We start from the raw sequence: 18,448 nt of genomic DNA on the forward strand, positions 1-18,448 counted from the left end.
GAGGATCAGACCTCGTCGGCCGTGTGGTTGAAGCGGGCAATGGCCCGCTGCGTGCCACGGTTGGTCAGGACCTGGATCACTGCGGACACCACGGCGGAGACCACAGCGAACCCGAGCGCATGACGCATCGATGCCTCGGCCTGGGCTTCCTTGTCGTTCGGCTTCGGGGGGTTCTCTCCGGTGACCTTGTACCAGATGGTGTCCACGAGCTTGCCGCCGACGAAGCCGACGCCGATCGACACGACCGCGCCGACGATCTTCAATAATGCGTTCACGAACGATTCTCCCGTCGGTAGGTGATTACCTGCCCAGCATAACGCGCTGTAGACTCGGCCCTACTGAATCACCTACGACAGGGGAGCGTCGCCGACCGGCCACGGCCGGAATCTTCGACGCTGAGAGTGCGGAACACCGCAGACCCTCGAACCTGCTCCGGCTCGTACCGGCGAAGGGAGTCGAGAATCTCAGGACCCGCGGAACCGCCGCGGGGTCCTCCCCTCCTTGGACCCAAGGAGGAACACCACATGAGCAGCACCCTCTCGGCGGCACCGACCGCCCGTTACACCTGGCGCGTCGTGGACATCGTCGTCGCCTCCGTCATCGCCGTGGCCTCCGGGGTGATCTTCTGGGCCTGGAACACCACCCACCACGCCTTCGACTTCATCTTCGTGGCCTTCCCGCCCTCATCCGCCCTGCTGGCCGGAATGTGGCTCTTCCCCGCCGTCCTGGGGGCACTGATCATCCGCAAACCAGGGGCCGCACTGTTCTGCGAGATGGTAGCCGCGGTCGTTTCCTCGCTCCTGGGCTCCGAATACGGCTGGACGGTCTGGGCCTCGGGGATCATCCAGGGCCTCGGCGCCGAAATCGTCTTCGCCGTGCTGCTCTACCGCCGCTGGTCGCTGCCGGTGGCGCTGTTCGCCGGGCTGCTGACCGGGATCTTCGGTGGAGTGAACGACGCCTTCGTCTTCTCCTGGTTCCCCGACTACACCGAGAGCATGAAACTGGCCTATGTGGTGTTCATGGCCATTTCGGGCCTGGTCATCGCCGGATTGGGATCCTGGGCACTGACCCGGGCCCTGTCGCGAACCGGGGCCTTGTCCTCGATGGCGTCGCGGAAGGCCGCCCAGGAACGGGTCCTGGGTTGAACCGATGACACATGATGCACCGACCGGGGCCCGGGGCCCTTCACCGGCCACCGGGGTCGGCGACGTCCGCGCGGCGGCGGTCAGGGCCAGCGGTTGGGGATGGCAGCATGCCGGACGCGAGGAGCCCGCCGTGCTGGGGCTGGACCTGGACATCGACGCCGGGGAGAAGGTGTTGCTCGTCGGCCCGTCTGGGGCCGGTAAATCGACCCTCATGCATGCCCTGGCCGGGGTGTTGCAGGACGATGAGGACAACGCCTCCGCAGGGGAACTGCTCATCGATGGCCGACCCGCCGCGGCCGCCCACGGCCGGACCGGGCTGATGCAGCAGGACCCCGAGACCCAGATCGTCCAGGCCCGGGTGGGGGACGACGTCGCCTTCGGGGCGGAAAACCTTTCGGTGGATCCGGAACTGATCTGGCCCCGCGTCATCGAATCCCTGCACGCCGTCGGGCTCAGCCTGCCCCTGGACCACCCCACCTCCTCCCTGTCGGGGGGACAGAAGCAACGACTGGCCCTGGCCGGGATCCTGGCCATGCGCCCGGGACTGGTCCTGCTGGACGAACCCACCGCGAACCTCGACCCCGAGGGGGTGCTGGAGGTCCGTGACGCAGTGATCGACGCCGTGGGCGCCAGCGGGGCGACGATGATCATCGTCGAACACCGGCTGGCGGCCTGGGCCGACGCCGTGGACCGCGTGATCGTCCTGGAGCCCGGCGGCGGCATCGCCTACCAGGGCACACCGGCCCGGCTCTTCGCCCCCGGACCCATCCGGGACCGGCTCATCGACGCCGGGGTCTGGGTTCCCGGCCACACTCCCGTGCTGCCGGCCCGGCTGAAGCCGGCAGCACCGGCCGCCGGCCTGTTGAGGGGACGGGGGTTGGCCGTGTCCAGAACGGCCCAGGGTCCTGCCGCCGTATCGGGTCTTGACCTGCGGATCGACGCCGGGCAGGCGCTGTGCATCACCGGGGCCAACGGGGCGGGCAAATCAACACTGGCGTTGACCCTGGCCGGGCTGCTGCCCGAACGGGCCGGCAGCGTCGCCGCCCTGCCGGGCCTCAGCGGCGACCAGGGCGCCGCGGGGGCCTCCGACCCCGGGGACGCCGACCGGCCCTACCGGTGGCGGGCCGGGGAACTGGTCGCCCGGATCGGCACCGTCTTCCAGGAGCCCGAGCACCAATTCGTCACCGCCACCGTGCGCGAGGAACTGGCCTTCGGCCCACGACGGGCCCGCAGACCGGGGTCGAAGACCCGGCTGTACACCGACGAGGAAATCACCGGACGGGTCGATGAGCTGTTGGACCGGTTGGGGCTGAGGCATCTGGCCGAGGCGAACCCGTTCACCCTCTCGGGAGGCGAAAAGCGCCGGCTGTCGGTGGCCACCGTGCTCGCCGCCCGCCCCCGACTACTGATCCTCGACGAACCGACCTTCGGCCAGGATGCCAATACCTGGAGGGAACTGGCGCTGTTGCTGCGCGAACAACTCCAGGACGGCGTCGCCGTCGTCGCGGTCACGCACGATGCGGGCTTCGCCGCCGCCTTGGGGGCCTCCACGGTCGAGGTCGTCGCCGATCGACGCCCCTGCCGGGAACCGGGCAGGACCACACCGCAGGGCCCGGACCCCACCACCGCCCGGGCCTCCGGGGGGATGCCGGGGCTGGAACCCGATGCCGGGGCCCGGGCGAGCTTCTTCGGGCGGTGCAACCCGTTGGCCAAGCTTGCTGCGGTGGTGCTGGCCACGGTGCCGTTGATCGCCTCTCTGGACCTGGTGACCTCCAGCATCGTCGTCCTGGCCAGCCTGCTGCTGCTCCGGCTCGGGGGGATCGCCCCGGGACGCTTCCTCCTGCGGGCGTGGCCTTTACTGGTGGCGGCGCTGTTTGCCGCCTGGGGCACCGCGCTGGTCGGCAACGATGCCGGCGCGGTCCTGCTGGACCTGGGGGTGGCCACGATCAGCGAGGGGTCCCTGGTCTCCGGGGTGGCCACCGGACTGCGGATCTTCGCGGTAGCGGTTCCCGCGGTCATCGTCCTCTCGAGCACCGACCCCACCGATCTGGCCAATGCCCTGGCCCAACAAGCCAGGCTTCCGCACCGTTTCGTGTTGGGTGCCTTGGCCGGGATGCGCCTGATCGGGCTGCTGGCCGAGGAATGGGTGACGTTGGGCATGGCCCGCCGGGCCCGGGGCGTGGGCGCCCAAGGAGGATTCGTGCAGCGTCTGCGGGCCAATGCGGGGCAGAGCCTGGGGCTGATGGTCCAGGCCATCCGCCGCGCCTCGCGGCTGGCGGTCACGATGGAGGCCAAGGGCTTCGGCGGGACCCGCCGCACCTGGGCGCGGACCGCCACCTTCTCCTGGCGGGACGGGGCCCTGGTGGCCGGAGGCCTGTCCCTGGGGGCGGTGGCCACGGCCGCCGCCCTGCTCACCGGCGCCTGGAACCTCGTCTGGGGCTAGCCGGTCCTAGCCGACGGCTTCGAGCAGGGCCGCCAGTTCGGTGCCCAGGGCCCGATCCCGGGAGATCGGGGTGCCATCGATCGAGGTGACCGGGGCCAGCAGCCGGAGGCTGGAGACCAGCCATACGGCGTCGGCATCGAACAGGTCCGCCGGTTCCAACGGGCCGTAGCCCAACGTCCAGCCGGCGGCTTCGGCGGCCGCGAAGATCGCGCCCTGGGTGGTTCCGGGAAGGATTCCGGTCTCCACCATCGGGGTCACCAGCTGCTTGACCCCGTTCACTCGGGTGGCCAGCAGCACCGTGGAGGTCGGCCCCTCGAGCACGCGTCCGTCGCTGGAGGTGAAGATGACGTCCTCCGCCCCCAGTGTGTGGGCATGACGCAGGGCGGCCATGTTCACCGCGTAGGAAAGCGTCTTGGCGCCCTGGAGCAGCCACGGGGCCCGTTCGGCCAACGAGGAGTCGTAACCGCGGTCCAGGAGCACGACGGCGACACCCTCGGTGCGTTGGCGGCGTCCGGACTCCGGGGCGGGGGAGACGGTGACCCAGGCGGTGCCGTGGGGCTGGTCCTCCGGGCCCCGGGTGGCGACCAGTTTCACCACGGCCTCATCGGGGTCCTCCGGGTCCGCGGTACGCTCCTGGTCATACCGGGCCACCGCGGTGGCGATGGCCGCCCGCCAGGACTGCTCCCCGGGCAGGTCCAGGTCGCAGCTGGCCGCCGAGCCCCTGAGCCGGGAGAGGTGGGCGTCCAGTTTCCGTACGGCGCCGGCGGTATACAACATGGACTCGAAGACCCCGTCGCCGCGGATGACCCCCTGATCGGTGACGAGCAACTGCGCGGCGGAGGCATCGGCGAGGCGGCCGGCCGGCCTGGAGGGGTCCAAGAACACCAAGACTGTCATGGGCCAAGAATACCCTTGCGGTTTGTTCCTGCCACTAGGCTTGGACCGTCCCGACATCGTTGAGAGGTGCGTCCTTGACCGAATCGCTGTTCCTTTGGCAGAACCTTCCCGGATGGATGGTGTCGCTCCTCTGGGTGGTCGACCTCGGGATCCGGATCGTCATGCTCGGTGTCGTCCCCGGGAACCGGCGGCCGACCACCGCGATGGCCTGGCTGCTGTCCATCTTCTTCTTCCCCGTCGTCGGCCTGGGTCTGTTCCTGCTGTTCGGGAACTTCAAGCTCTCGCAACGCCGGATCGACCGGCAAACCGACGTCAACCAACGGGTGATCGATGCCACCGCGACCCTGGACGTGGACAACGGCCCCCCGGACGCCCCGGAGTGGGTCCGGTCGGCGATCGAACTGAACCGCAACCTCGGGGCCTTCCCCCTGCAGGAAGGAAACCAGTTCGATTTCATCACCGATTCGAGCGAATCGATCCGCCGGATGACCGAGGCGATCAACCAGGCGAAGGACTACGTCAACGCCCAGTTCTACATCGTGGGCGACGATCCCGAGCTCACCGGCCCCTTCCTGACGGCGCTGGAGGATGCCGCCGACCGCGGGGTGCGCGTCAGGTTCCTCTTCGACCATCTGGGCACCATGCGCACCGAGGGATACCGCGAGTTGTTACGGCGTCTGCGCGGCAGCGGCATCGAATGGCGGCGGATGCTTCCCATCTCACCGCTGCGCTGGAAGTGGCGGCGCCCGGATCTGCGCAACCACCGGAAGATCCTGGTCATCGACGGGGAAACCGCCTTCACCGGGAGCCAGAACCTCATCGAGCCCGGCTATAAGCGCAAGTCCTCGCATAAGCTCGGCCGCGAATGGATCGATTTGATGGCCCGCGTCGGAGGACCGATGGTCACCGGCCTCGACGTCGTCTTCGCCACGGACTGGTCGCAGGAGACGGACGAGTACCTGCTGGAGGACCTCAACGAGGGCGGTGTCCCCCTGCCTTGCGGGACGACCACCGGACAGATCGTTCCCTCCGGACCGGGATTCGAGTCGGAGAACAACCTGCGCCTGTTCAACACGCTGATGTATTCGGCCACGGAGAAACTGACGATCACCAGCCCGTACTTCGTCCCGGATGATTCGATGCTCTACGCGGTCACCACCGCGGCCCAGCGCGGGGTCGAGGTCGAGCTGCTGGTCTCCGAACGCGGCGACCAGGCGTTGGTCCATCACTCCCAACAGTCCTACTACCTGCAGTTGTTGAAGGCCGGGGTGAAGATCTACCGGTATCAGCAGCCGATGGTTCTGCACACCAAGTGCTTCACCGTCGACGACGAGGTGGCGGTCTTCGGGTCCTCCAACATGGATATGCGGTCCTTCTCGCTGAATCTGGAAGTGTCCCTGATGCTGCTGGGATCCCGGGCCGTGGGGGAGATCAAGAAGGTCCAGGACGCGTATAAGGAAAAGTGCACCCTGCTCACCCTGGAGGACTGGCTGGACCGTCCACGCACCATGCGCTACCTGGACAACGTGGCCCGGCTGACCGCAACCCTGCAGTAGGGCAAGGCGGTCAGTCCCCGGCGTCGAACCCGGTGCCCAGGGCCGAGAGCACGCCCCGGGATTTGGTCGTGACCTCATCCCATTCCCCGGCCGGATCCGAATCGGCGGTGATGGCCCCGCCCAGTCCCAGGCCGAGTCGCCACGGGCCGGGGGCTGCCTGCGCGACGTCGGGCCCCGAGGTGGTCCCCGGATCCTGTCGGGCGACCAGCGTGCGGATGACCACGGCCAGATCGGCGGCCGAGGTGTGGGAGAAGTATCCGACGGCCCCCGAATACACCCCGCGGGGCCGGCCCTCCTCGAGCCGGTCCAGGATGGCCATCGTCGAGATCTTCGGGGCCCCGGTCATGGACCCCGGCGGGAAGGCGGCGGCCACGGCCTCGGCCCGCGGGGCGTCGGGGAGCAGCCGGGCCTCGATCGTGGACACCAGCTGGTGGACGGTTGCGTAGCTCTCCACCGCGCACAGGCGCGGAACACGCAGGGTCGAGGGAACAGCAAAGCGGGAGAGATCGTTGCGCAGCAGATCCACGATCATGATGTTCTCCGCCCGGTCCTTCGGCGAGGTCGCCAGATCGTGGGCCAGCCTGCCGTCCAGGGTCGGGTCCTGCGAGCGCGGGCGGGTGCCCTTGATCGGTTCGGCCCGCAACAGGCCGGCCGCGTCCAGGGACAGGAAACGTTCGGGGGAGGAGCTGGCCACCACGGTGCCACCCCACCGGATGTAGTGGGCGAACGGGGCGGGGCTCGTCCGACGCAGGGCCAGATACGTCCGCCACGGGTCGAAGGCCTCCGGGGCGACGGTGGCCTCCACCGCGGTGGTCAGACAGATCTCATAGCTGTTGCCCTCGGTGATCTGGGCTTGGGCGGCAAGGATCTTGGCCAGGTATCCCTCCCGGGTGTCCCGTGCGGTGAAACGCGGGGGTGGGTTCGTCGCGGCGGCGGGCTCCGGGGGGAGGGGCGGTTCGCCCATGGCCGGATGGGCCCGGGGGCCGGGGAGCCGCCGGAGTGCGTCGGCCGTGGAATCCAGCCAGTTGCGGGCATCCGGGGACTCCAGGGCCAGCAGCCAGGCTTCGGCGCGTTCATGGTCGATCACGAGGGCCCGTCCCGGGTGCAGGAGAGCGGCATCGGGGGTCGGGCTGGAGGCGTTGGGGACCGCCCCGGATTCGCGGCCGAGCTCGTAGCCCAGCCAGCCGAGCCACCCCAGGGCGAAGCCGCAGTCCAGTCCCGCCGGCCCCTGGAGCCGGGCGGTGCCCCAGTTGCGGTCCAGCCAGGCGAAGAACGGGCCGGCCACCCGCACCCGGGCACAACCGATGACCACCTCGGTCAGGCCGTCATGGTGTTCGGCCCGGGCGGCGGCCTCGCCGGCATCGTCCGCCAGGATGCTGAAGCGGTTGCGGGTGGCCCCGGGGCAGGAGGCGTTCGAGGATTCCAGCAGGACGGCATGTTCGCCGGGGAAGAACCGTTCAAAGAGGCTGGTCGCGACCTGTGGGATGTCAGGCAGCGGCAGACGGCGGGCGAGCAGCGACCCGTTCGCTGCCGCCTGGAGTTCGGGCCGCAGGGGTTCCTGCAGCACCGGCAGCTGGGTCAGGGCCCGGAGTGCATCGGGCGGGGCACTGCCGTCGGCATGGTTCGCCACGATGACATCGGCGCGTTCGATCACCGGGTCCTGGTCCAGCCACCCCTGCTCCTGTGCCGCCCAGCGCTCCCAATGCGGGGCGAAGGTGTCGCCATCCCGGGCCAGGGCACGCCGCCGTCGGACGTCGTCCTCCACCTCGACCCAGATGCTGGCATCCAGATAGGCGCGTGCTTGACGGCAGGAGGCCCCGACCCCCTCGACGATGACGACGTCGGCGGCCACCGTGGTGCGGCGCTCGCCGTCGGTGCCGTGCTCCCAATCCCAGGAGGTCCAGCGGGCGTCCTCACCCCAATACAGGGAGTCCAGCACCTCGGTGACATAGCGTTCGCGGCCGCGGGCGAGCCCGTCCCAGCCGGTGTAGATGTCCTCGAGGTGGAACAGGGAGACGCTGCGGTGGACCCTCAGACTGGTGGCCAGTTCCAGGGCCAGGGTGGACTTGCCGGCCCCGGAGCGGCCATCGACCGCAATGATGACCGGTGATCTACGCGCCACGCGGATCCGCGGTCCGGGTCCTGATGTGGCGTACCAGCCCCGGCACGGCGGCGGTGATGAGTTGTTCGGTGATCGCGAAGTCCGCCTCGTCGCCGTACCAGGGGTCGTAGATGCCTTGCTGGGCGGGGGCCTTCTGGGCCACCTCGGGGTCGAAGGACCGCAGCATGTGGACCTTTGAACGATCGGATTCGTTTCCGGCCAGCCGGCGCAGGGCCCCGAAGTGGTCGGTGTCCAGGGCCAGGACCAGATCAGTGTCGGCGAAGTCCTCGGCGGCGAACTGGCGGGCGGCATGCCCGGACGGGTCGAGGCCCTGGCGCCTGAGCAGCTCGGCGGCCCGCGGATCCATGGGACGCCCGATCTCCCAGTCGCTCGTTCCCGCCGAATCGACGTCCACGCCCTCGACGCCGGCCTCCTGCAGGGCGGCGCGGAGCAGGTGTTCGGCCATCGGGGACCGGCAGATGTTGCCGGTGCACACTGTCGTGATCCTGTACATGCTGCCAGTCTAGGTGCGCCGTGGTTCCGGTGACAGCCTCACGCCCCGGCGGGGCTACTGGTGCATCAGCACCAGCAGGGCGGCCACGAAGATGAACAAGGTCCCGAAGCAGAGGTTCAGGATGCGTTGGCCGCGGGCATTGCGGGTGAAACGGCGGAATCCCTTGGCCGTGGCGGCGAAGAAGAACCACATGACCAGGATGTCCACCGCAACGATGGTCCCGATGAGGATCAGGTATTGGGGCAGCAGGGGAGCGGCGGGCCGGATGAACTGCGGGGTGAACGCCAGGAAGAAGACGATCGCCTTCGGGTTCAGGAGGTTCACCCAGAGCCCGCGCCGGAACATGGACACGCCGGACTCATGGGCCCTGACGTCAACCGCCGCCGTATCGGGGTCCGGTTTGGCCCGCAGCAGGCCCACGCCCAGATACACCAGATAGGCGGCGCCCAGATAGCGGATGGCGGCGAAGGCCACCGGTGAGTTGGCCACCAGCACCCCGATGCCGGCGGCGACGATCATCACGTGCACCAGCAAGGCGGCCTGTTGTCCCAGGATGCCCCAGAACGAGCGCCGGAACCCCGCATTGAGGGCGTTGTTCATGGTGTTGATCGCCCCGGCGCCGGGGGTGAAGCTGATCAGGATGCAGGCACCCAGCAGCGAAAGCCAGAGGGAGAGGGTCACCCAAGGATTCTAGGGGTCCGGAGCCGGCTACGTGGTTTCGGGGCGGTGCGACCCGGTCGCCCGGTCCACGGCCGCCGAGGCGTCGGCCATGAATCGGGTCAGGACCAGGCGCTCGGCGGGGTCGAAGCGGGCAATGACCTCGCCGAGCTCGGTGGCCAGGGCGGTGAACATGGCCCGCCCGTCCTGCGCGGCACTGGCGGTGCTGCGGATCCTGACCACCCGGCGATCGTCGTCGTTGCGCTCGCGGGTGATGTGTCCGGAGGCGGCGAGGCGGTTGAGTAGGGCGGTGGTCGCCGGTGAGCTCAGGTTCAGCACGGCGGAGAGGTTGCTGGCCGTCGGGGCCTGGCCTTCCTGTTCGGTGCGCATGACGAAGGACAGTGCATTGAGATCGGTCCGGTGCATTCCGTGCCCCGCGCCGGCGGTCTCCACGTAGCGGTCCGTGGCCATGACGAACCGTTGGAGCAGTTCGATGAGGCGACGATCCGGCGGGCTTTCCATGCAGACAGTTTATGCCGGGCAGACGTGGAGGCCGATAATTTTATCAGAAAATCATATTATTTCATGGTGGAACTAAAGTAGGATCTGAGGGAAACGAACATCGGGGACGGCCGTGCCGCCCGGGCCGAGGAGTAGAGATGACCCAGCAGAGCCAGGACCCCCAGACCGGTTCGCCCTTGACACCGGCCGGGAGCCGCCGGAACCGGGGGCCGGTGCTTCGGGCCCTGTTGGCGGTGCTCGTGGTCGCGGTCTGGCTCGGGGTGGCCGGGGTCGGAGGTCCGACCTTCGGGAAGCTGGACCAGGTGCAGACCAACGACCAGGCGGGGTTCCTCCCGGCCACGGCCGAGGCCACACAGGCCCTGGACGCCCAGGCCGGCTTCAGCGAGAGCGAAGCAGTCCCCGCCGTCGTGGTGCTCGAAGGAAGAACCGCGGCCGATGTCGACTCCTTCGACGCCGACGCACTGAAGAAGAAGATCGAGGCGGAGCACCTGGTCTCCGGGGACATCGCCGGGCCCTTCCCGTCCGAGGACGGCACGGCGTTGGAACTGGTGGTCCCGCTGACCGAGGACATGGAAGCCGACGCCGCCGTGGCCGAGCTGCGCGACGTCCTGGCCCAGCAGGTCCCCGACGGGGTGGACGCCTATGTCACGGGCCCGGCGGGATTCACCGCCGACCTGGTGGAGGCCTTCGCCGGGATCGACGGGATCCTGCTGCTCGTGGCCCTGAGCGCCGTCCTGGTGATCCTGCTGTTGGTCTACCGTTCCCTGCTGTTGCCGTTCACGGTGCTGTTCACCGCCGTCGCCGCCCTGTGCCTGGCGATCCTTGCGGTGTTCTGGATGGCCAAATGGGACTGGATCAAACTCGATGGACAGAGCCAGGGGATCCTCTCGATCCTGGTGATCGGCGCCGCCACCGACTATTCGCTCCTGCTGGTGGCCCGCCATCGGGAGACCATCGCAGCCGGCCACCGCGGATTCGATGCCGCCGCCCGGGCGCTGAAGGGGGCCGCCGAACCCATCGTCGCCTCGGCCGGGACGGTCACCGTCGGGTTGTTGTGCCTGACGTTCTCGGACTTGAACTCCAATAAGGCGCTCGGGCCGATCGGGGCCTCGGGGATCATCTGTTCGGTGATTGCCGTCCTGACGTTCCTGCCGGCGGCACTGACCCTGTTGGGCAGGACCGCCTACTGGCCGTTCGTTCCGCACCATGCCGATCATCTCGATCCCTCTCCCGTGGCCGCGATCGGCCTCTGGGGCTCGGTGGCCCGGCTGGTTGGCCGGCATCCACGCCGGATCTGGATCGCCACGGCGCTGGTGCTCATCGTCGGGTCCCTGGGCATCACCCAGCTCAAGGCCACCGGGGTGCCCCAAAGCGAGCTGGTGTTGGGCGAGACCGAATCGGCGACCGGCCAGGACGTCCTGGCCCGGCACTTCGACGCCGGAGCCGGCAGCCCGGCGGTGCTGATCACCGCCAGCGGCAGCGCCGGGACAATGCTCGAGACGGTGAAGAAGGACGACGGCGTGGCCTCGGCCTACCTGCAGGCGGAGGGCGGCGGGCCGGCAGGGGGCGGAGCCCCGGGGCGGGAGCGCCCCGCCCAGGAGGTGGACGGACGGAACCTGATCTCCATCACCCTCGACGCGGCGGCCGATTCCGCTGCAGCGGAACAGTCGGTGGTGTCGCTGCGCCGAGAAGCGCGGCAGGTGGATCCGGACGCACTCATCGGCGGTCCCACCGCGATCTCCCTGGACACCAACGTCACTGCCGAGGAGGACCTGGTGAAGATCATCCCGCTGATCCTGTTGGCCATCCTGGTGATCCTCATGCTGCTGCTGCGTTCGATCCTGGCCCCGGTGCTGCTGGTCATCACCACGGTGCTGTCCTACGGAACGGCCATGGGCGTCTCGGCCTGGGTGTTCAACGGGATCTTCGACTTCCCCGGGGCCGACCCCTCGGTTCCCCTGTTCGGGTTCGTCTTCCTCGTGGCGCTCGGGGTGGACTACAACATCTTCTTGATGACCAGGGTCAGGGAGGAATCGCTCAAGCACGGCACCCGGGAGGGGGTTTTGCGTGGGTTGGCGGTCACCGGCGGGGTGATCACCTCGGCCGGCGTCGTCCTGGCTGCGACCTTCGCCGCCTTGGGTGTCATCCCCATCATGTTCCTGGCCCAGCTGGCCTTCATCGTCTCTTTCGGTGTGCTGTTGGACACCCTGGTGGTGCGCTCCTTATTGGTGCCGGCACTGGCCCACGACCTCGGAAAGGCCATCTGGTGGCCCTCGAAACTGTCCAAGGTCGGGAACTAGCGGAGGTCGGCCGGTCGGCCTGCTGGTAGGGTGGGCCCTTGTGGCTCGTCCCACCGGCAGGATGTGCGGTGGACCAGCCATGCGTCGACAGATTTGATCCTTTTCCCGCCGTCGTCCCGCCTTGAGCGGGGCACTACGTTGCGGCGGAAGGCCGGCCACCCCCGTGGAGGTCCGGCGGAGCCCAGAACCACCGGGCCCAGGCATTCCTTTTCTTCGGCGAGATAGCGCGCCGAACCCGGTTGCGCACAGCAACGACCGAAAGCAGCCCCGTGAGCGTTTCCTTTACTTCCCTCGGCGTGCCCGCACGCCTGGCGACCATCCTGTCCGGCCAGGGCATCGACACCGCCTTCCCCATCCAGGAAGCCACGCTTCCCTCCACACTGGAAGGCAAGGACGTCCTGGGTCGGGGCCGGACCGGCTCCGGCAAGACGCTGGCCTTCTCGCTGCCGCTGGTGGCCCGGCTGGCAGCGAACCCTAAACCGCGCAAGGCGCGTTTCCCCCGGGCGCTGATCATGGCTCCCACCCGTGAACTGGCCACCCAGATCAGCCGGGTCGTCATCCCGCTGGCCGAAGGCGCGGATCTGCGCACCACGGTCATCTTCGGTGGCGTCTCCCAGGTCCGCCAGGAGAAGGAGCTGAACTCCGGCGTCGACATCGTCATCGCCTGCCCCGGCCGCCTCGAGGACCTGTTGCGCCAGAAGGTCGTGGACCTCTCCCGCGTCGAGGTCTCCGTCCTGGACGAAGCCGACCACATGGCCGACCTCGGTTTCCTGCCCGTGGTCAAGCGGATCCTGGACCAGACCCCGCGCGGCATCCAGCACATGCTCTTCTCGGCGACCCTGGACAACGGCGTCGACAAACTCGTCCAGCGCTACCTCGACCAGCCCGTCGTCCACTCGGTGGATTCCTCGCAGGCCGCCGTGGACACCATGGACCACCACGTGTTCGTCGTCGACGCCGACTCCAAGAAGGAGCTGGTGCTCGAACTGGCGTCGGGGACCGGACGACGCATCATGTTCATGCGCACCAAGCACCACGCCAAGAAGATGGCCGTCTGGCTATCCAAAGCGGGGGTCCCCGCGGTGGACCTGCATGGGAACCTGAGCCAGAACGCCCGGGACCGCAACCTGGCGGCATTCTCCGGTGGGGATGCCCGCGTGCTGGTGGCCACCGACGTCGCCGCCCGTGGTGTGCACGTCGATGGCGTCGAGCTGGTCGTCCATATCGATCCGCCCGCCGAGCACAAGGCATACCTGCACCGTTCCGGCCGGACCGCCCGCGCCGGATCCGCCGGCGCGGTGGCAACCATCGCGACCCCCGACCAGCAGGGGGACGTGAAGTCCCTGATGCGGGCCGCCGGGATCAAGGTCCCCTTCGAAAAGGTCAGCCCGCAGTCCGCGGCCGTGGCCGCCGTCCGCGGCGACAAGGCCGAGCCGGTCACCTATGTGGCGCCGCGCCCGCAATCGAACCCGCGCGCCAAGACCCTGGCCGATTCCGATGCCGCCGGAGGCCGTGGACGCCGCCGGGGCGGGCGCGGGAACTCACGTCCGGGGCGTCCGGCGGCTCGTGGCGAAGGCTCCGCAGCCGGTGTCGACAGCCGTGGCGGACGCGACGGAGGCGAGCGGTCACGTGATGACCGGCCCCGTGGCGAGCGCGGCGGCCGTCCGGGCCCCGTGCGCGGGGAACGCAACGGTGAGCGTGCCGGAGGGCGCAATGGCGGCCAGCGTGCCGGAAGCCAGCGTTCCGGGGGCGGCCGCAGCCGTTCCGGACAGCGCCAGGGGTCGGGGCGTCCCGAGGGGCGCGATGCCAACACCAGCCGCCCGTCCTCGTCCCCGCGTCCCACCTCATCGGGGGCCCGCCAGGGCAGCACCATCGGTGACGCCATCGGGCAGAAGACCCAGGAAGCCCTTGGCGCCGGACGCCCGGGGCGCGGTCGCGGTAGCCGTCGAGCCGGAGCACCGCAGTCCAATTCCAAGGGCTAGACCTCCACGCATGAGGTGAATCGGATCACCCCGTTCACCGTCCCAGGCGCCGTTGCCCCGTCATTTGACGGGGCAAAGGCGCCTTTTGCGTGCCCGGATCGGGGCCGGAATCCAAACTTGAGCCAACTGCGCTCAAGTTCGAATTGACAATGAAATGAGCCCGAGTAGACTTGAGTGCAGAACGCTCAACCTCCCCGGTTGGGCGGAGGAACCAGCATTTCCCACCGGAAAGAAGGATGCATTATGTCTCGTGCCGTAGGTATCGACCTCGGAACCACCAACTCGGTCGTCTCCGTCCTGGAAGGCGGCGAGCCCACTGTCATCGCCAACGCCGAAGGCGCACGCACCACTCCGTCCGTGGTGGCCTTCTCCAAGGCCGGCGAAGTCCTGGTCGGCGAAATCGCCAAGCGCCAGGCAGTCAACAACATCGATCGCACGATCTCCTCGGTCAAGCGCAGCATGGGCACCGACTGGAGCACCACCATCGATGACAAGAAGTACACGGCGCAGGAAATCTCCGCCCGTACCCTCATGAAGCTTAAGCACGACGCCGAGTCCTACCTGGGCGAAAAGGTCACCGACGCGGTCATCACCGTCCCGGCCTACTTCAACGACGCCGAGCGCCAGGCCACCAAGGAAGCCGGCGAGATCTCGGGCCTGAACGTGCTGCGCATCGTCAACGAGCCCACGGCTGCCGCACTGGCCTACGGCCTGGACAAGGGCAAGGAAGACGAGCTGATCCTCGTGTTCGACCTCGGCGGCGGCACCTTCGACGTCTCGCTGCTCGAAGTCGGCAAGGACGAAGACGACTTCTCCACCATCCAGGTGCGCTCGACCTCCGGCGACAACCGCCTCGGTGGCGACGACTGGGATCAGCGCGTCGTCGACTGGCTGCTGTCCCAGGCCAAGGCCAAGGGTGCCGACCTGTCCAAGGACAAGATCGCCCTGCAGCGTCTGAAGGAAGCGGCCGAGCAGGCCAAGAAGGAACTCTCCAGCGCCTCCAGCACCAACATCTCGCTGCAGTACCTTTCGGTCACCGCCGATGGCCCGGTCCACCTGGACGAGCACCTCTCCCGCGCCAAGTTCCAGGACCTCACCAAGGATCTGCTGGAGCGGGCCCGCAAGCCGTTCAACGACGTGATCAAGGAAGCCGGCGTCAAGGTCTCCGATATCGCGCACGTCATCCTCGTCGGCGGCTCCACCCGCATGCCGGCCGTTGCCGAGCTGGTCCAGGAACTGGCCGGCAAGGAAGCCAACAAGGGCGTCAACCCGGATGAGGTCGTCGCCGTGGGCGCCGCGCTGCAGGCCGGTGTCCTGAAGGGCGAGCGCAAGGACGTCCTGCTGATCGACGTGACCCCGCTATCGCTGGGCATCGAGACCAAGGGCGGGGTGATGACCAAGCTCATCGAGCGCAACACGGCCATCCCGACCAAGCGTTCGGAAACCTTCACCACGGCCGACGACAACCAGCCGTCCGTGTCGATCCAGGTCTTCCAGGGCGAACGCGAGTTCACCCGGGACAACAAGCCGCTGGGCACGTTCGAACTGACCGGCATCGCGCCGGCCCAGCGTGGCGTGCCGCAGGTCGAGGTCACCTTCGACATCGACGCCAACGGCATCGTGCACGTCTCCGCCAAGGACAAGGGCACCGGCACCGAGCAGTCGATGACCATCACCGGCGGTACCTCGCTGGCGAAGGAAGACATCGACCGCATGGTCCAGGAAGCCGAGGAGCACGCCGCCGAGGACAAGGTGCGCCGCGAGGCCGCCGACACCCGCAACTCCGCCGAGCAGTCCGCCTACTCCGTGGACAAGCTCATCAAGGACAACGAGGACAAGCTGCCCGAGGAGGTCAAGACCGAGGTCCAGGCCGACGTCGACGCCGTCAAGGCTGCCCTTGAGGGCCAGGACAACGACGACGAGGTCAAGGCCGCGTACGAGAAGCTCCAGGAGTCGCAGACCAAGCTCGGCGAAGCCATCTACGCCCAGGCCGAGTCCGAAGGCGCCGCCGGTGAAGCCGGGGAGTCCGAAGGCACCGAGGCGCCCGACGAGGACATCGTCGACGCCGAGGTTGTCGACGAAGAAGACGAAGAGAAGAAGTAAGGCGGTTCGAATCTGATGCCAGAACACGGCAACGAAGAAGAGCACGACGGCGACGAGCCGGTGCGCTTCACCGATAAGCGCAAGGTCGATCCCGAGACGGGCGAAGTGCGCGGCGCCGAAGGGCATGAGGAAGCGACCGCTGCAGCGGAAGGTGCCGAGTCGGAGGATGCGCTGGCCCAGGCCGAGCAGATCCTCAACGAGGCAGGCGACCAGCAGGAGCAGCCCGCGGCGGCGTCCGACGTCGAAGCGGAACTGCGTAACGACCTGCTGCGTCTGCAGGCCGAGTACGTGAACTACCGCAAGCGCGTCGAGCGCGATCGGGAATCCGTGCGCGACCTCGCCGTCCAGTCGGTGCTCGTCAGCCTGCTGCCCGTACTCGACGATCTCGACGCCGCCCGCAAGCACGGCGATCTCGAGGAAGGGCCGTTCGCGGCGGTGGCGAACAAGATCGACGCCATCCTCGCGGGCCACGGACTGACCCGGATCGAGGAAGTGGGGGTCGTCTTCGACCCGAACTTCCACGAGGCCCTGATGCAGCAACCCAGCTCCGAGGTCCCCGAGGACCACGTGGCCCAGGTCCTGCGGATCGGCTACCAGAAGGGCGAGCGCGTCATCCGTGCCGCCCAGGTGGTTGTCTCCACGGGAGAATGAACCACCCCCGGCCGCCCCACCACCGGTGGGGCGGCCGGGACCCCATTAGCTTGAGAAACAACCAGGAAACAGGAGGCGCCCGATGGCCAGTCAGGATTGGGTCAACAAGGATTTCTACGCCACCCTCGGCGTCTCCAAGGACGCCAGCGACGCCGATATCAAGAAGTCCTACCGCAAGATGGCGCGCAAATACCACCCCGACACCAATCCCGGCGATGAGGCCGCGGAAAAGAAGTTCAAGGACATCACCGAGGCCAATTCGGTGCTGTCCGACCCCGAGGAACGCGAACAGTACGACGCCATCCGGGCGATGGGATCCGGCGCCCGGTTCACCTCCGGAGGCGCCGGGGGGCCCTCCGGTGGCGGCGCGGGATTCGACGACGTCTTCGGCAACCTGTTCAACCAGGGGGGCGGGGGACGCCGCGGTGGCGGGTTCCCCGGAGGCGGCCAGGTTCCCCCCGAATTCGCGGACCTCTTTGGTGGTGGCGGATTCGGCGGCTTCCAGCAGGCCCCGCAGAAGGGCGCCGATCGGACCGCTTCGACCACGATTTCCTTCGCCGGGTCCATCCGCGGCACCAGCATCGGACTGCGCGAACCCGATGGCGACGTCATCGACGTGCGCATCCCCGCGGGCATCCGTGACGGCCAGAGTGTCAGGGTCCGGGGCAAGGGCCAGCGCAGCCCGGCAGGAAACGGGGACCTGTTGGTGAAGGTTTCGGTCAAACCGCATGCCTTCTTCGCCCGCGAGGGCAACAACATCCGGATCCACCTGCCGGTGGGCTTCTCCGAGGCCGCCCTGGGAGCCACGTTGGAGGTCCCCACGCTGACCGGGGAGACCGTGAAGATGAAGATCCCCGCCGGGACCTCATCGGGGCGGACCCTGCGGCTGAAGGGGCGCGGGGTGAAGACGTCCAAGGCCGTCGGCGATCTGCTGGTCACCGTCGAGGTCGTCGTACCGCAGAAGCTCAATGCCGAGGCGCAGGAAGCCGTCAAGGCCTTCGCCGAAGCAACCGCCGACGCGGATCCCCGCGCCGGGATCGCCACCAAGGCGGTACTCTAGCGGCGGGCCCGGGGCGCGGGAAGCACGGCGGAACCGAACACACCAGGAGGAGGCAAGCACATGGCGGTAGGCAAGGCACTGGCCATCAACGATCGTTTCATCCCGGTATTCGTGATCTCCGTCGCGGCCGAACTGGCCGATATGCACCCGCAGACACTGCGCCAGTACGACCGCATGGGATTGGTCTCGCCCTCGCGGCAGCGCGGCAAGCAGCGGCGCTATTCCAAGCATGATGTCGAATTGCTGCGGGAGGTCCAGAGCCTCTCGAAGGCGGGGGTCTCGCTGGAAGGGATCCGGCGGGTCCTGGAACTCGAGAACCAGGTTGCGGCGCTGCGTTCCCGTGTGGCGGAACTGAGTCAGGAACTGGCCGAAGCCGACCGCAGGTCCTCGGAGATGGAACGGGTCTTTGCCGCCGGAGCCGGCGGCGGTGACGTCGTCACCCTGGCCCGGGGGGAACGCCCCAGGGCCCGCAGCCAGGCCGTCGTCATCTGGCGAGCCCAGGACTAGGCGGACACCT

Annotated in this window: 15 protein-coding genes and 1 riboswitch; of the genes, 9 read left to right on the top strand and 6 right to left on the bottom strand. The window is 68.4% G+C overall.

The window, feature by feature from the left end; translation table 11 throughout:
* Nucleotides 1-5 precede the first annotated feature (5 nt).
* Nucleotides 6-275, bottom strand: coding sequence for a DUF4235 domain-containing protein (locus ACT3S6_RS10345; protein ID WP_444554871.1), 270 nt, complete (start codon nt 273-275; stop codon nt 6-8).
* Nucleotides 276-344: 69 nt separating this feature from the next.
* Nucleotides 345-471: riboswitch (TPP riboswitch) on the top strand.
* A 53-nt stretch (nt 472-524) separates the two neighbouring features.
* On the opposite strand from ACT3S6_RS10345, the gene ACT3S6_RS10350 reads away from it, so the two are divergent.
* Nucleotides 525-1,145 carry an ECF transporter S component gene (locus ACT3S6_RS10350; protein ID WP_444554872.1) on the top strand — a complete coding sequence of 207 codons (621 nt, stop codon included), beginning with the start codon at nt 525-527 and terminating at the stop codon, nt 1,143-1,145.
* Between the two features lie 4 nt (nt 1,146-1,149).
* Entirely contained in the window at nt 1,150-3,588 is a 2,439-nt protein-coding gene (locus tag ACT3S6_RS10355) for an ATP-binding cassette domain-containing protein (protein ID WP_444554873.1), read from the top strand.
* A gap of 6 nt (nt 3,589-3,594) precedes the next feature.
* On the opposite strand, the gene ACT3S6_RS10360 is transcribed toward ACT3S6_RS10355, so the two are convergent.
* Entirely contained in the window at nt 3,595-4,485 is an 891-nt protein-coding gene (locus ACT3S6_RS10360) for an aminodeoxychorismate lyase (protein WP_444554874.1), read from the bottom strand.
* Between the two features lie 116 nt (nt 4,486-4,601).
* Here ACT3S6_RS10360 and cls point away from each other — a divergent pair, with 116 nt between their 5' ends.
* On the top strand, nt 4,602-6,041 hold the full coding sequence (cls, locus tag ACT3S6_RS10365; protein WP_444554895.1) for a cardiolipin synthase: 1,440 nt from the start codon (nt 4,602-4,604) through the stop codon (nt 6,039-6,041).
* A gap of 10 nt (nt 6,042-6,051) precedes the next feature.
* Here the strand turns inward: cls and ACT3S6_RS10370 are convergent, their stop codons facing one another.
* The 4 genes from ACT3S6_RS10370 to ACT3S6_RS10385 are packed head-to-tail and all read right to left on the bottom strand — an operon-like array spanning nt 6,052 to nt 9,835.
* Nucleotides 6,052-8,163 carry a chorismate-binding protein gene (locus tag ACT3S6_RS10370; RefSeq protein WP_444554875.1) on the bottom strand — a complete coding sequence of 704 codons (2,112 nt, stop codon included), beginning with the start codon at nt 8,161-8,163 and terminating at the stop codon, nt 6,052-6,054.
* Nucleotides 8,153-8,656: a low molecular weight protein-tyrosine-phosphatase gene (locus ACT3S6_RS10375; protein WP_444554876.1), complete on the bottom strand. Its 504-nt coding sequence runs from the start codon at nt 8,654-8,656 to the stop codon at nt 8,153-8,155. Before ACT3S6_RS10375 ends, ACT3S6_RS10370 begins: the two co-directional genes overlap by 11 nt.
* Nucleotides 8,657-8,710: 54 nt before the next feature.
* Nucleotides 8,711-9,337 (bottom strand): LysE family transporter, encoded by a 627-nt coding sequence (locus ACT3S6_RS10380; RefSeq protein WP_444554877.1) that lies wholly within the window; start codon nt 9,335-9,337, stop codon nt 8,711-8,713.
* A 27-nt stretch (nt 9,338-9,364) separates the two neighbouring features.
* Nucleotides 9,365-9,835: a MarR family winged helix-turn-helix transcriptional regulator gene (locus ACT3S6_RS10385; protein ID WP_444554878.1), complete on the bottom strand. Its 471-nt coding sequence runs from the start codon at nt 9,833-9,835 to the stop codon at nt 9,365-9,367.
* Between the two features lie 137 nt (nt 9,836-9,972).
* On the opposite strand from ACT3S6_RS10385, the gene ACT3S6_RS10390 reads away from it, so the two are divergent.
* From ACT3S6_RS10390 to ACT3S6_RS10415, 6 genes are all read left to right on the top strand, one after another.
* Complete coding sequence (locus tag ACT3S6_RS10390; RefSeq protein ID WP_444554879.1) at nt 9,973-12,135, top strand: MMPL family transporter; 2,163 nt, start codon at nt 9,973-9,975, stop codon at nt 12,133-12,135.
* Between the two features lie 269 nt (nt 12,136-12,404).
* Nucleotides 12,405-14,117 carry a DEAD/DEAH box helicase gene (locus ACT3S6_RS10395; RefSeq protein WP_444554880.1) on the top strand — a complete coding sequence of 571 codons (1,713 nt, stop codon included), beginning with the start codon at nt 12,405-12,407 and terminating at the stop codon, nt 14,115-14,117.
* 243 nt (nt 14,118-14,360) lie between these two features.
* Entirely contained in the window at nt 14,361-16,220 is a 1,860-nt protein-coding gene (gene dnaK / locus ACT3S6_RS10400; RefSeq protein WP_444554881.1) for a molecular chaperone DnaK, read from the top strand.
* Between the two features lie 15 nt (nt 16,221-16,235).
* Entirely contained in the window at nt 16,236-16,871 is a 636-nt protein-coding gene (locus ACT3S6_RS10405; protein ID WP_444554882.1) for a nucleotide exchange factor GrpE, read from the top strand.
* Between the two features lie 82 nt (nt 16,872-16,953).
* Entirely contained in the window at nt 16,954-17,931 is a 978-nt protein-coding gene (locus tag ACT3S6_RS10410) for a DnaJ C-terminal domain-containing protein (RefSeq protein ID WP_444554883.1), read from the top strand.
* 60 nt (nt 17,932-17,991) lie between these two features.
* A complete protein-coding gene (locus ACT3S6_RS10415; protein WP_444554884.1) occupies nt 17,992-18,438 on the top strand; it encodes a heat shock protein transcriptional repressor HspR in 447 nt (148 codons plus the stop codon).
* Nucleotides 18,439-18,448 lie beyond the last annotated feature (10 nt).

The organism is Arthrobacter sp. AOP36-C1-22 (assembly GCF_052377515.1).
GTDB lineage: Bacteria > Actinomycetota > Actinomycetes > Actinomycetales > Micrococcaceae > Arthrobacter_H.

Bases quoted from the DNA above. Each gene is read 5' to 3' on its own strand.
- ACT3S6_RS10350 (WP_444554872.1), top strand. From the start codon at position 525: ATGAGCAGCACCCTCTCGGCGGCACCGACCGCCCGTTACACCTGGCGC.
- ACT3S6_RS10355 (WP_444554873.1), top strand. From the start codon at position 1,150: ATGACACATGATGCACCGACCGGGGCCCGGGGCCCTTCACCGGCCACC.
- ACT3S6_RS10360 (WP_444554874.1), bottom strand. From the start codon at position 4,485: ATGACAGTCTTGGTGTTCTTGGACCCCTCCAGGCCGGCCGGCCGCCTC.
- cls (WP_444554895.1), top strand. From the start codon at position 4,602: ATGGTGTCGCTCCTCTGGGTGGTCGACCTCGGGATCCGGATCGTCATG.
- ACT3S6_RS10375 (WP_444554876.1), bottom strand. From the start codon at position 8,656: ATGTACAGGATCACGACAGTGTGCACCGGCAACATCTGCCGGTCCCCG.
- ACT3S6_RS10385 (WP_444554878.1), bottom strand. From the start codon at position 9,835: ATGGAAAGCCCGCCGGATCGTCGCCTCATCGAACTGCTCCAACGGTTC.
- ACT3S6_RS10390 (WP_444554879.1), top strand. From the start codon at position 9,973: ATGACCCAGCAGAGCCAGGACCCCCAGACCGGTTCGCCCTTGACACCG.
- dnaK (WP_444554881.1), top strand. From the start codon at position 14,361: ATGTCTCGTGCCGTAGGTATCGACCTCGGAACCACCAACTCGGTCGTC.
- ACT3S6_RS10405 (WP_444554882.1), top strand. From the start codon at position 16,236: ATGCCAGAACACGGCAACGAAGAAGAGCACGACGGCGACGAGCCGGTG.
- ACT3S6_RS10410 (WP_444554883.1), top strand. From the start codon at position 16,954: ATGGCCAGTCAGGATTGGGTCAACAAGGATTTCTACGCCACCCTCGGC.
- ACT3S6_RS10415 (WP_444554884.1), top strand. From the start codon at position 17,992: ATGGCGGTAGGCAAGGCACTGGCCATCAACGATCGTTTCATCCCGGTA.